The sequence below is a fragment of the Rhizobacter sp. P2_H2 genome (assembly GCF_056403375.1).
Window position 1 is genome coordinate 1 of record NZ_JBFUFP010000067.1, and the last position, 12,571, is coordinate 12,571.

The 12,571-nt window shown below is 71.3% G+C and carries 15 protein-coding genes; 6 read left to right on the forward strand and 9 right to left on the reverse strand.

Annotation, left to right across the window (positions count from 1 at the left end; all coding sequences use genetic code 11):
- The coding region (locus AC1D15_RS06840; RefSeq protein ID WP_477825406.1) for a hypothetical protein at positions 1–1,158 on the reverse strand (1,158 nt) is incomplete at its 3' end.
- A gap of 119 nt (positions 1,159–1,277) precedes the next feature.
- Between AC1D15_RS06840 and AC1D15_RS06845 the strand changes: the two genes are divergently transcribed.
- Positions 1,278–1,538 (forward strand): ParD-like family protein, encoded by a 261-nt coding sequence (locus tag AC1D15_RS06845; RefSeq protein WP_477825407.1) that lies wholly within the window; start codon positions 1,278–1,280, stop codon positions 1,536–1,538.
- A 71-nt stretch (positions 1,539–1,609) separates the two neighbouring features.
- Entirely contained in the window at positions 1,610–2,362 is a 753-nt protein-coding gene (gene map / locus AC1D15_RS06850) for a type I methionyl aminopeptidase (protein WP_052212267.1), read from the forward strand.
- Between the two features lie 88 nt (positions 2,363–2,450).
- On the opposite strand, the gene AC1D15_RS06855 is transcribed toward map, so the two are convergent.
- The 4 genes from AC1D15_RS06855 to AC1D15_RS06870 form a co-directional block, all read right to left on the reverse strand.
- Positions 2,451–2,981, reverse strand: a complete 531-nt coding sequence (locus AC1D15_RS06855; RefSeq protein ID WP_047507336.1) for a GNAT family N-acetyltransferase — start codon at positions 2,979–2,981, stop codon at positions 2,451–2,453.
- 193 nt (positions 2,982–3,174) lie between these two features.
- A complete protein-coding gene (locus AC1D15_RS06860; RefSeq protein WP_477825408.1) occupies positions 3,175–3,423 on the reverse strand; it encodes a hypothetical protein in 249 nt (82 codons plus the stop codon).
- Positions 3,424–3,630: 207 nt separating this feature from the next.
- Positions 3,631–5,382, reverse strand: a complete 1,752-nt coding sequence (locus AC1D15_RS06865) for an ATP-binding protein (RefSeq protein WP_477825409.1) — start codon at positions 5,380–5,382, stop codon at positions 3,631–3,633.
- Positions 5,383–5,384: 2 nt separating this feature from the next.
- On the reverse strand, positions 5,385–5,780 hold the full coding sequence (locus AC1D15_RS06870) for a polyhydroxyalkanoate granule-associated phasin (RefSeq protein WP_477825410.1): 396 nt from the start codon (positions 5,778–5,780) through the stop codon (positions 5,385–5,387).
- A 163-nt stretch (positions 5,781–5,943) separates the two neighbouring features.
- On the opposite strand from AC1D15_RS06870, the gene AC1D15_RS06875 reads away from it, so the two are divergent.
- Positions 5,944–6,846, forward strand: a complete 903-nt coding sequence (locus tag AC1D15_RS06875; RefSeq protein WP_477825411.1) for a hypothetical protein — start codon at positions 5,944–5,946, stop codon at positions 6,844–6,846.
- A gap of 115 nt (positions 6,847–6,961) precedes the next feature.
- Positions 6,962–8,032: a flavodoxin family protein gene (locus AC1D15_RS06880; protein WP_477825412.1), complete on the forward strand. Its 1,071-nt coding sequence runs from the start codon at positions 6,962–6,964 to the stop codon at positions 8,030–8,032.
- Positions 8,033–8,041: 9 nt separating this feature from the next.
- Here AC1D15_RS06880 and AC1D15_RS06885 read toward each other — a convergent pair whose 3' ends face one another.
- From AC1D15_RS06885 to AC1D15_RS06895, 3 genes are read right to left on the reverse strand one after another with little or no spacing between them, the layout of a single operon-like run.
- Positions 8,042–10,396: a catalase gene (locus tag AC1D15_RS06885; RefSeq protein WP_477825413.1), complete on the reverse strand. Its 2,355-nt coding sequence runs from the start codon at positions 10,394–10,396 to the stop codon at positions 8,042–8,044.
- Between the two features lie 24 nt (positions 10,397–10,420).
- Positions 10,421–10,639 carry a hypothetical protein gene (locus tag AC1D15_RS06890; protein WP_477825414.1) on the reverse strand — a complete coding sequence of 73 codons (219 nt, stop codon included), beginning with the start codon at positions 10,637–10,639 and terminating at the stop codon, positions 10,421–10,423.
- Positions 10,640–10,664: 25 nt separating this feature from the next.
- Entirely contained in the window at positions 10,665–10,931 is a 267-nt protein-coding gene (locus AC1D15_RS06895) for a hypothetical protein (protein WP_477825415.1), read from the reverse strand.
- A 146-nt stretch (positions 10,932–11,077) separates the two neighbouring features.
- Between AC1D15_RS06895 and AC1D15_RS06900 the strand changes: the two genes are divergently transcribed.
- Together AC1D15_RS06900 and AC1D15_RS06905 are read left to right on the forward strand one after the other, a co-directional pair.
- Positions 11,078–11,605, forward strand: a complete 528-nt coding sequence (locus AC1D15_RS06900) for a hemerythrin domain-containing protein (protein WP_047507268.1) — start codon at positions 11,078–11,080, stop codon at positions 11,603–11,605.
- A gap of 27 nt (positions 11,606–11,632) precedes the next feature.
- Positions 11,633–12,127: a DUF421 domain-containing protein gene (locus AC1D15_RS06905; protein ID WP_465110450.1), complete on the forward strand. Its 495-nt coding sequence runs from the start codon at positions 11,633–11,635 to the stop codon at positions 12,125–12,127.
- Here the strand turns inward: AC1D15_RS06905 and AC1D15_RS06910 are convergent.
- Positions 12,128–12,571: response regulator (locus tag AC1D15_RS06910; RefSeq protein ID WP_477825416.1), on the reverse strand; the 444-nt coding region annotated here is incomplete at its 5' end. It lies immediately after the preceding gene.

Genomic DNA, 12,571 nt, shown 5'->3' on the forward strand with positions numbered 1-12,571 from the left:
GCGCTGCGCGACCAGCGGCGCGCGCGCCCACAGCGCGATGCCGGTGCCCGGCACCAGGTCGACCTGCGCGCGCGTCGCGGCCCAGGCCTGCTCGAACGCGACCGGCAGGTTCCAGGCCTGCGCCGCGAGCTGCGCATACAGCGTCTCGAAGAAGTACTCGGCCAGCGCATCGTCGAACGTATCCTGGAAGCCCATCGCCGCCAGCACGCCGGCCGGCAGCAGCTGCGGCGCAATGCGGGCCGCGGAGTTCCACAGGTTCAGGCCGACGAAGAACGGCCGGTGCCGGCCGCCGCCGGTCAGCGCATGGGCCAGCTCGGGCGGCGCCACCATCACCGGCAGGCCGTCGCTGCGGCGCATCAGGACACCGTCGACGACGCCCTTGTCGTCGCGCTGCCAGTCGGCGGCACTGCGCTGCTCGTCGCGCAGCGTCACCGCCACGTCGGTGCCGGTGCCACCGTTCGCAAGCTTCGCGATGCCCTCGTGGTTGTCGAAGCCGCAGAGGTGCACGATCTCCGGCCGGAACGCCGCGCACAGCGCCGTCAGCTCGGCGAGCGTCGGGTTCACGGCCACGCGCCAGCGCGGGTCGTCGCCGGCCAGCCCGAAGGCGCGGCGCACGCGCTCGGTCTCGTCGCCCGCGTCATAGGCCTGGGCCAGCGCGCCGGGCAGCGACTGCACGACCAGCACCCGGCCGTCCATGCGGCGCCCGGGCAGCGGTGGCGCGTCGACAGGGTCGAGCTGCCGCATCACCGTCAGCCCCGATCCGGACGCCCCCATGCGCCGGTAGCGCCGCGTGGCGCGCGACAGCACGAACTCCCACGGGAAGATGCGGCCTTCCCAGCCGACGCTCTCGGACTCGAACGGCATCGTCACGACGACGCGCCCGGCCTGCGCGATCTCGCGCAGCGCCTCGTCCGTCAGGCCGAAGGCCGCCAGCGTCGCGGTGGCATCGGCCTGGTGGCGATCGGCCACGTCGGGCATGTCGCGCCAGCGCTCGCGGCTGCGCAGCACGTAGCTCCAGCGCAGCGCCTCGTTGGCCAGCGAACGCGGCCGCGCCACGCCGGCCGGCGCCGCGCCGGGCCCGCCGAGCAGGTAGCGCCGCGTGGCGGTGACGATCTGGATGCGGGGCAGGAAGCCGTCGGCTTCGTTTCGCGGGGGCATGGGGTTCTCCGGTTCGCCGGTGCTCGGGGGCAGGCCGCGCGCAGTCTATCGGGATGCGATGGCGCCGCGCTGGTAATATACGAACCATATATGATCCATACATTCATGGCGAGAACCCGATGGGCATCGTGAAGATTTCAGACCAGATGCATGACAACCTGCGCAGCGCGAGCGATGCGCTGAGCCGCTCGATCAACGCGCAGGCCGAGCACTGGATGCGCGTGGGCATGCTGGCCGAGCTGCACCCCGCGCTGAGCTACGGCGACATCTGCCAGATGATGCTGCGCGCCGCGCAGTCGAAGGAGCCGGCGCTGTCGTTCGTGAAGCCGGAACCGCCGCGGGCGGCCACGCTGCGCGCACCGCGGAGGGTGGCCCGATGAACCGCACGGCGAATGGCCAGAGCGCGCGCCCGGCGCGCCACGTCAAGTTCCACCCGCCCGCCGATCTCGCGATGGCGCGCGCCGCCGGCGCGCTGGCCGCCGAGGTGCTGCAGATGATCGCGCCGCACGTGAAGGCCGGCATCAGCACCGGCGAGCTCGACCGGCTGTGCCACGAGCACATCGTGCAGGTGCAGAAGGCGATTCCGGCCAACGTCGGCTACCACGGCTACACGAAGACGATCTGCGCCTCGGTCAACGAGGTGGTGTGCCACGGCATCCCGTCGGAAGGCGAGGTGCTGCGCGATGGCGACATCGTCAACATCGACGTCGCGGTGATCCGCGACGGCTGGTACGGCGACACCAGCCGCAGCTTCCTGGTCGGCGAGGTGTCGCCGCTCGCGCGCCGGCTGGTCGACACCACCTACGAGGCGATGCGCGCCGGCATCCGCGCGGTGCGCCCGGGCGCGACGCTCGGCGATGTCGGCCACGCGATCCAGTCGGTGGCGCAGCGCGAGGGTTTCAGCGTCGTGCGCGAGTACTGCGGCCACGGCATCGGCCGCATCTACCACGACGAGCCGACGGTCGCGCACTACGGCCAGCCCGGCCAGGGGCTGCGGCTCGCGCCGGGCATGGTGTTCACGATCGAGCCGATGCTGAACGCCGGCAAGGCCGGCACGCGCACGCTGCCCGACGGCTGGACGGTGGTCACGCGCGACCGCTCGCTGTCGGCGCAGTGGGAGCACATGGTCACGGTGACCGAGAGCGGCGTCGAGGTGCTGACGCCGTGGCCGGAAGGGACCGGCGCCTACCCCGCGGTTCCGTAGGGCCGAGCGCCGGGCCGCCCCAAGCCGGCCCGCATCCCCCCGGGGGATCGACCGGCGTACCCGCCGGTCGAGGGGTCGTCATGCCCCTTCAGGGCACCAGCGAATGCACCCACGCCGACACCGGGTTGCCGCGGATCATCAGCCGGTTGCGCGCGAGGCATTCGAACTGCGCGCCGAGCTTGCGGGCGACCGCAAGGCTCGGCTCGTTGCCTTCGGCGACGACGATCTCGATGCGCTGGAAACCCAGTGCGCTGAAACCATAGCTGGCCAGCGAACGCGCGGCGCGGGTCGCGATGCCTTGCCCCTGGGCCGACTGGCGGACCCAGTAGCCGAGGTTGCAGACCCGGTGGATGGTGTTGAACTGGTTGAGCCCGGCGCCGCCGACCAGCCGGCCGCTGCGCTCGTCGAACAGCCCGAACTCGCAGGCCTGGCCTTGTGCCAGGCTGTCGGCGCAGTCATCGGCCCAGTCGATCGCGTCGCGCACGCCGTAGCCGGGGTGGCACCAATCCATCCAGCGGCCGATCGTGCCGATCGATTCGCGGACGGCTTCGGCCATCGCGCGGGCGTCGTCGCGCGTCCAGGGGCGAAGCACCATGCCGTCGAAGCGCAGGGGCTCCATCGGATCGCGCGTGTCGATGCGGCGCGAGGCGGTGTCACCCATCTCGAGCTGCCAGGGCGCAGCGGCCAGTGGCGCAGCCTCGGTGGGCGGCAGGGTGTCGTCGACGACACGTCCACTCTGACTGAAATCACCGAAGTCATCGAGGTACGAAGCAGCGGCATCGTCGCGGGGGCGCGCGTCACGGGAGAGGACATCACGAAAGGCCATTGTTCGCATCATCGGTGGGCGCCACGCGCCGGTCGTCTTCGATCACGGTGTCCGCCCAGGCGCTGCCCGACGGGAACCCCGTGTCCTGGATCGTCGAGGGCGCTGCGGCATCGGCGTCGTGCCGCAGCGGCGCACCGCCGATGCGGGACCACAGTCGCTGGAACATCGGCGCCGCATCCTCGGCACCAGGTTTTCTGGAAGACATCGATTCCATCCCTGGAGGAACGCCGACCATCGGCGCGATGTCGGATGAATGGCAAGAAGCGGTCCATGGCGGGCCAACCGCCGCGGCCGCGATTTGTCAGTCCCCGCTTTCGGCCGGGCCGCGCCGGCGCTGCGTTTGCCGCGGCCATCGACACGCTGCGCCCGCGCCCTTCAAAAAGCGTCAGGTGCCGATTGCGTCGGCCGGCGGACACTTCTTGTTCCAGGGTGCCGCGGATGGTCACTGCCCGTGGTCCAGCACCGCGCGCACCTTGGTCGCCAGCGCCTGCGCGGTGTAGGGCTTGGGCAACAGCTCGACACCCGGGTCGAGCCGCCCGCCGTGCACGATGGCGTTCTGCGCATAGCCGGACGTGAACAGCACCGCGATGCCGGGCAATCGTTCACGCGCCTTGTCGGCGAGCTCCGGGCTCTTCAGGCGGCCGGGCATCACGACATCGGTGAACAGCAGGTCGATCGCCGCGTGGTGCGCCACCGCATCGTCGATCACGACCAGCGCCTGGTCGGCATCGCCCGCCTTCAGCACCCGGTAGCCGAGCTCCTGCAGCATCTCGACGGTGGCGCCGCGCACCGCGGCATCGTCCTCGACGACCAGCACGGTCTCGTCGCCGCCGGCGCCGGTGCCGCTGCCCGGCGTCGCGTCGACCGCGTCGGCGCCTTCGTGCGCACGCGGCAGGTAGAGCTTGACGGTGGTGCCGTGCCCGGGCTCGCTGTAGATCTTCACATGGCCACCCGACTGGCGCACGAAGCCGTAGACCATCGACAGCCCGAGCCCGGTGCCGCTGCCGGTCGGCTTGGTGGAGAAGAACGGCTGGAACACCTGGGCCAGCACCTGCGGCGTCATGCCGCAGCCGGTGTCGCTGACGGCCAGCATCACGTACTGGCCCGGCTTCACGTCGACCTGGCCGCGCACGTAGTCGTCGTCCAGGAAGGCGTTGCCGACCTCGATCGTCAGCCGGCCATTGCCATCCATCGCGTCGCGCGCATTGATCGCCAGGTTCAGCAGCGCGTTCTCGATCTGCGTCGGGTCGACGAAGGTGTTCCACAGGCCCGCGGAGACGATGGCCTCGACCTCGACGCCCTCGCCGATCGAGCGGCGCACCAGGTCCTCGATGCCGTGGATGAAGCGGCCGACGTTGACCACCCGCGGCGCCAGCGCCTGGCGGCGGCCGAAGGCCAGCAGCTGGCTCGCCAGCTTGGCGCCGCGGCGCACCGCGTCGGTGGCGCTGGCCAGGCGCTGCATGACCTTCTCGTCGGCGTGCGTGAGGCGCGACACCAGGTGCAGGTTGGCCGAGATCACCTGCAGCAGGTTGTTGAAGTCGTGCGCGACGCCGCCGGTCAGCTGGCCGACGGCCTCCATCTTCTGTGCCTGGCGCAGGCGCTCCTCGGCCTGGTGGCGCTCGGTGACGTCGACCGCCTCGGGCACGATCGCGACCACCGCGCCGTCGCGGTCGTGCACCGGGCGCATCGCGAAGTCGAACTGCCGCCAGCCGGCCGGCAGCAGCAGCCGGATCTCCTGGCGCAGGCTGTGGCCCTGGGCCGCCGCCTGCACCGCCTGGCGCACCGTCTGCGGCATGCCCGGCGTGCGGGCGAACCACGGCGTGTCCCAGAACGGGCGGCCGATCACCGTGTCGAGCGTCGACTCGATGCCGCGCAGCGAGGATTCGTTGGCGTCGAGCACGCTGCCGTCGAGCGCCAGCAGGCCCTGGTACTGGAAGCTGGTCGCGAAGATCGTGCGCATGCGCGCCTCGCTGGCCTGCAGCGCGGCGGTGCGCGCGGCGACCAGGGCCTCGAGCTGCGACTGCAGTTCGGTGTGCCGCACCTGCGCATCGAGCAGCAGCTGCGCGGTGCGTTGCCGCTCGCCCACTTCATGGCGATGCAGCCGCCGCGAGCAGTGCAGCGACCAGCCCAGCCACACCGCCACCGGCAGCAGTGCGCCCAGCAGCAGCACCAGCATCAGCGGCGGCGTGTCCATCGTCATCGCAGCCGGGTTCTGGACAGCCGCTTCGCATTGGCCACCGCGGTGCGGTGCACCGGCGCGAGGCCCTGGCCGAGCACGCCGAGCGCGGCCGACTGCAGGTGCGTGCCGATCGCCTGCGCCGACGGCGGGCCCCAGGGCGACAGGCAGGCGCGCCACCAGAACACCGCGAAGGCCTGCTGCGCGCGCCACACCTGCAGCCCCATCGCCATCCACGACTGCTGGAAGGCGGCGGTCTTCTCGGCGCTCATCAGCTTGAACTCGCGCTGGTCGCGGGGGGAGGGCGCGGCGCCCGCCAAGGCCATGCGGGCGATGCGGTGCGCCATCACCGGCGGCACCGCGAAGGCGAGTTCGGCACTGCGTTGCGCGAGCGTGCTGTGTTGGCGTTTCGACATGGCGTGCTCCTGGGTTGAAGCCACTGTAAGGGCCGGCCGGCGGCTTCGGTGACGTCGGGCCGCCGGTCGCGCCCTATTCCTACAGCGCGTGCCATCGCAGTCCGACGCGCAGCGCCGCGGCGCACGACGACGATGGATCCATCCCCTTCAGGAGACCACGGTCATGGCTTATCAGAACGTCGAAAGCGTCGGCATCTCCACCGGTCCTCGCGCCGCTCCCGCGCCGGCCCAGCGGACCGAGGCGGCGCCCCGCAGCGCGGTGTCGTGGGGCGCTGTGCTCGCCGGTGCGGCCGCGGCGGCCGCGCTGTCGCTGATCCTGCTGGTGCTCGGCGTCGGGCTCGGCCTGTCGTCGATCTCGCCGTGGGCGCGCGACGGCGCCAGCGCCGCCGCCGTCGGCGCCGGCACGATCCTGTGGGTCACGCTGACGCAGCTCGCCGCGTCGGGGATGGGCGGCTACTTGGCCGGCCGGCTGCGCACGCGCTGGGCCGACACCGCTGCCGACGAGATCTACTTCCGCGACACGGCGCATGGCTTCCTCGCGTGGGCGGTCGCATCGCTCGCCACCGCGGCGCTGCTGGGCAGCGCGATCGGCGGCATCGTCGGCACGACCGCGCGCGTCGGCGGCGCGGCCGGTGCAACGGTGGCGACGGCCGCCGCGGCCGGCGGCTCCTCCGAGCTGATGAGCTACCACGCCGACGCGCTGTTCCGCCGCGACGCCAACGCGACGGTCACCGCCACCGACGCGCCGCCGCTCGCCGAGGTGACGCGCATCTTCGCCACCGCCGGCCGCGCTGCGACGCTGCCCACCGACGACACGCGCTACCTTGGCCAGCTGATCTCGCAGCGCACCGGCCTGTCGCAGGCGGATGCCGAGAAGCGCGTCACCGACACCTGGACCCGGCTGCAGACCGCGCTGAACGATGCGCAGGCGCGGGCCCGCGACACCGCCGACAGCGCGCGCAAGGCCTCGGCCTACGCGTCGCTGTGGCTGTTCATCTCGCTGCTGGCCGGCGCCTTCGTCGCGAGCCTGTGCGCGACCTGGGGCGGCCGCCAGCGCGACCTCTGAATTCACCATCAACCGGAGACATCCGATGCGATCCCTGCTGCTGTTCTTCCTCGGCGTCCCCATTCCGATCATCATCCTGATCGCGCTGTTCTTCCACTGATGGCGTGCCCTTGAGATGACCGAGGTCCGTACCGGCCAGGCCGACACGCCGCTGACGCGCGACGAGTTCGGCCGGCGTTTCCGGCAGCGCTGGGCGGATCCGGCGTACGACGGCGAGCGCGCGGCCATCGCGCGGCTCGAGGCCATCGCCTGGCTCGCCGTCGACGAAGGGCGCAAGGCGCCCGTCACCCGGCCCGCCGGCCCGGGCTTCGCGGACCCGGGCTACGAGACCTCGGTCGAGTGGCTCGACACGCACCAGCGCCTGAAGGCCGCGCAGGCGAACTGGGCGAAGCCCGGCACGCGCTCGCGCGTGCTGGTGATCTGCGGCAGCGCCCGCAACGACGGCACCTGCCCCGGGGAGATGTCGAAGACCTGGCGCCTGGGCGGCCTGGTGCGCGAGGAGGTCGTGCGCGCCGGCGTCGATGCCGACCTGTTGGACCTGAGCCTCGTGACCTCGGAGTACGGGCGCCGCATCCATCCGTGCAAGGGCTGCGTCGGCACCGCGATGCCGCTGTGCCACTGGCCGTGCAGCTGCTACCCGAACCATGCACTCGACCAGGCGAGCGACTGGATGGCCGAGATCTACGAGCGCTGGGTCAGCGCGCACGGCATCGTGATCGTCGCGCCGACCTACTGGTACCAGTCCCCGAGCCCGCTGAAGCTGATGATCGACCGGCTGGTCTGCGCCGATGGCGGCAACCCGGACCCGAGCAGCACGCACGGCAAGAAGGCGGCCGAGGCGAAGGCGATCGAAGAGCGCGGCTGGGATTTTCCGAAGCACCTGGCCGGCCGCGTGTACGGCCTGGTGGTGCATGGCGACGTGGCCGGCGTCGAGCAGCAGCGGCATGCGCTTGCCGACTGGCTGGACTGGATGGGGCTCGTCGATGCGGGCGATGGTGCGCAGCTCGCGCGCTACCTGGGCTACTTCGAGCCGTACTTCAACAGCCACGAGACGCTGGATGCCGATACCGCGTTCCAGCAGGAGACCCGCCAGGTCGCGCAGGCCGTGCTGGCGGCCGTGGCGCAGCTGCGAAGCGGCACGCTCTCGCGGCTGGATGCGGCGCTGAAGCCGCCCCGGCCGAAGTAGCGTCCCGGATCACACCCGCGGCGGATCCCCTTCGCGCTGCGGATGGCGGTGCTTCGCCACCGCCGCGATGAAGGCCTGTGCCGTCTTGTCGTCGCCGCTGCCGAACAGCACACCGGGGTCCGGCGAGCCATCGCCGAGCGTGGTCGGCACCTGCGCCTTCTCGATCAGCGCGCGGCCGGCGCCGAGCGCCAGCAGCGTCTTGCCATGGCGCCACGTCAGCGTCGCATATTCCAGCGCCTGCCCGAGCCCGAGCAGCACCTCGACGCCCTTCGGGCCATCGGGCAGCACGACCGCGTCGAACAGCACCGGCGGCGAGTTCTCGAGCGAGCCGGTGGCCTCCAGCGGCTCGCCGTCGGCCGTGGTGACCGCGCCGATGCGCGGCGCGACCACCGTCGGCACCGCGCCGGCCTTGCGCAACGCGGCCAGCAGCTTCGCGATCGGCTTGCCGGCCACGCCATGCGCCGCGAGCAGCGCGATGCGGCGCGTGCGGACGCCGCCCTCGCCCGGCCGTGCCGCCAGCGACAGCGGCGGCGACACCGTCACCTCCGGCCGTGCCGGCTTCGGCAGCGCGCGCGGCAACGGCGGCGGCAACGCCATGCCGAGCCCGTCGGCGACGGCCTTGGCCAGCGGCTTCGAGACGTTGATCAGCGAGGCCACCATGCGCTCGCGCACCGCCGGCACCGTCACCTTGCTCAGCTCGAAGCGGAAGCCGCCGATGATGTGCGCCTGCTCCACCGGCGTCTGGCTGTTGTAGAACAGCGTGGCCTGCGTGTAGTGGTCGGCGAATTTCTCCGGCTTGCCGCGCAGCTTCTCGCCGTCGATCGGCTGCGGGAACGACACGAAGCCCTTCGAGCCGGCCTGGAACGGGCACCCGCCGCCGAGCGAGTTCGGCTCGTAGGCGACCCGCCCGCGGTTCAGCGCCTGCCGGTGCATCCCGTCGCGCTGGTTGTTGTGCACCGGCGCGAGCGGCGCGTTGATCGGGATCTCATGGAAGTTCGGCCCGCCGAGCCGCGAGATCTGCGTGTCGACGTACGAGTGGATGCGCCCGGCCAGCAGCGGGTCGTTGCTGAAGTCGATGCCCGGCACCACGTGCGCGACGCAGAACGCCACCTGCTCGGTCTCGGCGAAGAAGTTGTCCGGGTTGCGGTTCAGCACCAGGCGGCCCACCGGCTGCAGCGGCACCAGCTCCTCGGGGATGATCTTGGTGGCGTCGAGCACGTCGAAGCTGAAGGCCTCGGCCTGCGCCTCGCTGAACACCTGCAGCCCGAGCTCCCACTCGGGGTAGTCGCCCGCCTCGATCGCCTCCCACAGGTCGCGCCGGTGGTAGTCGGCATCGGCACCGGCCAGCTTCACCGCTTCGTCCCACACCAGCGAGTGCGTGCCGAGCAGCGGCTTCCAATGGAACTTGACGAAGCTCGATTCGCCGCGCGCATTGACGAAGCGGTAGGTGTGCACGCCGAAGCCCTGCATCATCCGGTAGCTGCGCGGGATCGCGCGGTCGGACATCACCCACATCAGCATGTGGGTCGACTCCGGCATCAGCGAGACGAAATCCCAGAAGGTGTCGTGCGCCGAGGCGGCCTGCGGCATGCCGTTGTGCGGCTCGGGCTTCACCGCATGGACCAGGTCGGGGAACTTCATCGCGTCCTGGATGAAGAACACCGGGATGTTGTTGCCGACCAGGTCCCAGTTGCCCTCGTCGGTGTAGAACTTGATCGCGAAGCCGCGCACGTCGCGCGCGGTGTCGATCGAGCCGCGCTCGCCGGCCACGGTGGAGAAGCGCACGAACACCGGCGTGCGCTTGCCGGCGTCGGCGAAGGGTGCGGCGCGCGTCAGCCTGGTCAGCGGCTTGTAGCACTCGAAGTAGCCATGTGCGGCCGAGCCGCGCGCATGCACGATGCGCTCCGGGATGCGCTCGTGGTCGAAGTGGGTGATCTTCTCGCGCAGGATGAAGTCTTCGAGCAGCGTCGGCCCGCGCAGCCCGGCCTTCAGCGAGTTCTGGTTGTCGCCGACGGCGACGCCCTGGTTCGTCGTCAGCACCTCGCCGTCGGCATCGGCGCGCACGCGCTGCAGCGAGCCGAAGCCTTCGTGCGACGGCGCAGCGTCGCCGCCCTCACCGGTCTTGCCGGTGTCGTTGGCCTCGCTCAGCGTGCCGGCACCGGTGGAGGCCGATGACAGCTGGCTGCGCTGCCCGACGGGCGGCGCGATCGCGTTGTCGCGCCCGATCTCGTTCGGCTTGTTGGCGTTGTACGGGATCGCCGCCGCCAGGGCTTGCACCTCGACGGCCTGGCGCTCCTGGCCGGCCGGGCTCGGCGGAATCGGGCGGCGCTTGCCGGCGGAGGTCTTCGGGGGAGTCTTCGGCATGGGGTGTCCTTCGGGTTCTCGTCTTCAGGGCGTCTTGCGCGGCTGGGTCGACTGCAGGTCGGGTGGCGCCGGCTTGTGCAGGCTGGCCTTGCCGGCTTCGGCCGACGGCAGTTCGGCGGGCGTCGCGCCATCCGGGTTGGTGCCGGCCTTCGGGCCGTGCTTGGTGTCGGGGCTGCCGGCGTCGTGGATGCTGCGTGGCTTGTTCGACGGGCGCGGTGTGGAGGGGCTGGCGGGCTTGGTCATTGCAGTCTCCTGAAGTGGGGGATGCTCAGCGCCGCGGGCGGCCGAGGATCCAGACAGCGGCGACCAGCGCCGCGGCGATGCCGACACCGGCGGCGACACGCTTGCCGCTCGGACGATGGCGGCCGAGAAACACCTTGGCCCCGGCGAGCAGCAAGCCGTAGCGGCCCGCCTTGCCCGGTGTGCGGAGCCAGTCGGCAACCGCCTTGCCGACGTGCGACAGCGGCCGCGCGGGGCGTGGGTTGTCGGTCAGCCGCGCGGTGCTGCCGTGGTCATCGATGTATCGGGTGGTCATGGGCTGTCCCTGTCGTGGCGTGACGATCATGGGCAAACGGCGTACCTGTGCAGGGCTCGCAAGTTCGCACTCACAGTCGCGTGCTTCTCCTACAGCGGATGCGGTTCGAGTGCATAGATTGGAGGGGTCACTTAACAGGAGTTCCCATGCCGACATCCCACACCGCCACCCGTTCGCACACCGCCACCGCCACGCGCACCCGCAAGGCACCGCCGGCCGATGCGATCAAGCTGCTGCGCGCCGACCACGCCGAGGTGAAGAAGCTGTTCGCCGAGTACGAGAAGCTCGCGAAGGCCGAAGCCGATGCCAGCGAACGCGAGGCGCTGGCGCTCGACATCTGCAACAAGCTGACGGTGCACGCGCAGATCGAGGAAGAGATCTTCTACCCGGCCTGCCGCGACGCACTGCAGGACAAGGACGACCTGCTCGACGAAGCCACCGTCGAGCATGCGAGCGCGAAGGACCTGATCGCCCAGTTGCAATCGAGCTCGCCCGACGACGACATGTACGACGCCAAGGTCAAGGTGCTCGGCGAGTACATCGACCACCACGTGAAGGAAGAGCAGAACGAGCTGTTCCCGAAGGTGCGGGCGAAGCTCGACCTGAAGGACCTGGGTGAGCAGGTGCAGGCACGCAAGGAAACCTTGCTGGCCAGGCTGGACGCCGCGCACTGACGAACGCGTCCCGGACCGCCTGTCGCGATGGACCTGTCGATCTTCGCGTTCAACGTCCCGCCGCTCGAACTCGTGGTGCGCGGGACGCTGATCTACTGGTTCCTGTTCGCGCTGTTCCGCTTCGTGCTGCGGCGCGACGTCGGCTCGGTCGGCATTGCCGACGTGCTGCTGGTCGTGCTGATCGCCGATGCGTCGCAGAACGCGATGGCCGGCGGCTACGACACGGTGCCCGAAGGCTGCGTGCTGGTGCTCACGCTGATGGGCTGGAACTGGCTGCTCGACTGGGCCTCGTTCCGCTTCGATGCGGTGCGCCGCTTCGCCGAGCCGCCGCCGCTGCTGCTGGTGCGCGACGGCCGGGTGCTGCACCGCAACTTGCGGCAAGAATTCCTGACGCTGGACGACCTGCAGTCGCAACTGCGGCAGAACGGCGTCAGCAACCTGGCCGACGTGCGGCGCGCGTTCATGGAATCGGACGGGCGGTTTTCGGTGATCACGCGGGAGGGGCAGCGCCCGCAGGGCTGATCAGCCGGCCGTCGCGCCCTCCGACGCGCGCCGTAACACCGCCTCCAGCTCGTCCAGGTCGACCGGCTTCACGAAGTGCGCATCGAAGCCCGCCTCGCGCGAGCGCTTCCGGTCTTCCGCCTGCCCCCAGCCGCTCAGCGCGACCAGGTGGATCGCGCGCCCCCAGTCCTCGCCGCGGATGCGCTTCGCCACTTCATGGCCGCTCAAGCCCGGCAGGCCGATGTCGAGCACGATGGCCTGGGGCCGGAACTCGCCGGCCACGGCCAGCGCCGCCGGGCCGTCGTGCGCGACGCGCACCTGGTGCCCGCTCATCTCCAGCACCTCGGCCAGGCTTTCGGCGCTGTCGACGTTGTCGTCGACGACCAGCACCCGCAGCACGCCGGGTGCGGCGGCCGGCGTGGCCCCGGCCGGCACCCGCGGCGGCGGCGTGGCGGTCGCCAGGGC

Bases quoted from the DNA above. Each gene is read 5' to 3' on its own strand.
- AC1D15_RS06845 (WP_477825407.1), top strand. From the start codon at position 1,278: ATGGGCATCGTGAAGATTTCAGACCAGATGCATGACAACCTGCGCAGC.
- map (WP_052212267.1), top strand. From the start codon at position 1,610: ATGGCGCGCGCCGCCGGCGCGCTGGCCGCCGAGGTGCTGCAGATGATC.
- AC1D15_RS06855 (WP_047507336.1), bottom strand. From the start codon at position 2,981: ATGGAGCCCCTGCGCTTCGACGGCATGGTGCTTCGCCCCTGGACGCGC.
- AC1D15_RS06860 (WP_477825408.1), bottom strand. From the start codon at position 3,423: ATGGTCGGCGTTCCTCCAGGGATGGAATCGATGTCTTCCAGAAAACCT.
- AC1D15_RS06865 (WP_477825409.1), bottom strand. From the start codon at position 5,382: ATGGACACGCCGCCGCTGATGCTGGTGCTGCTGCTGGGCGCACTGCTG.
- AC1D15_RS06870 (WP_477825410.1), bottom strand. From the start codon at position 5,780: ATGTCGAAACGCCAACACAGCACGCTCGCGCAACGCAGTGCCGAACTC.
- AC1D15_RS06875 (WP_477825411.1), top strand. From the start codon at position 5,944: ATGGCTTATCAGAACGTCGAAAGCGTCGGCATCTCCACCGGTCCTCGC.
- AC1D15_RS06880 (WP_477825412.1), top strand. From the start codon at position 6,962: ATGACCGAGGTCCGTACCGGCCAGGCCGACACGCCGCTGACGCGCGAC.
- AC1D15_RS06885 (WP_477825413.1), bottom strand. From the start codon at position 10,396: ATGCCGAAGACTCCCCCGAAGACCTCCGCCGGCAAGCGCCGCCCGATT.
- AC1D15_RS06890 (WP_477825414.1), bottom strand. From the start codon at position 10,639: ATGACCAAGCCCGCCAGCCCCTCCACACCGCGCCCGTCGAACAAGCCA.
- AC1D15_RS06895 (WP_477825415.1), bottom strand. From the start codon at position 10,931: ATGACCACCCGATACATCGATGACCACGGCAGCACCGCGCGGCTGACC.
- AC1D15_RS06900 (WP_047507268.1), top strand. From the start codon at position 11,078: ATGCCGACATCCCACACCGCCACCCGTTCGCACACCGCCACCGCCACG.
- AC1D15_RS06905 (WP_465110450.1), top strand. From the start codon at position 11,633: ATGGACCTGTCGATCTTCGCGTTCAACGTCCCGCCGCTCGAACTCGTG.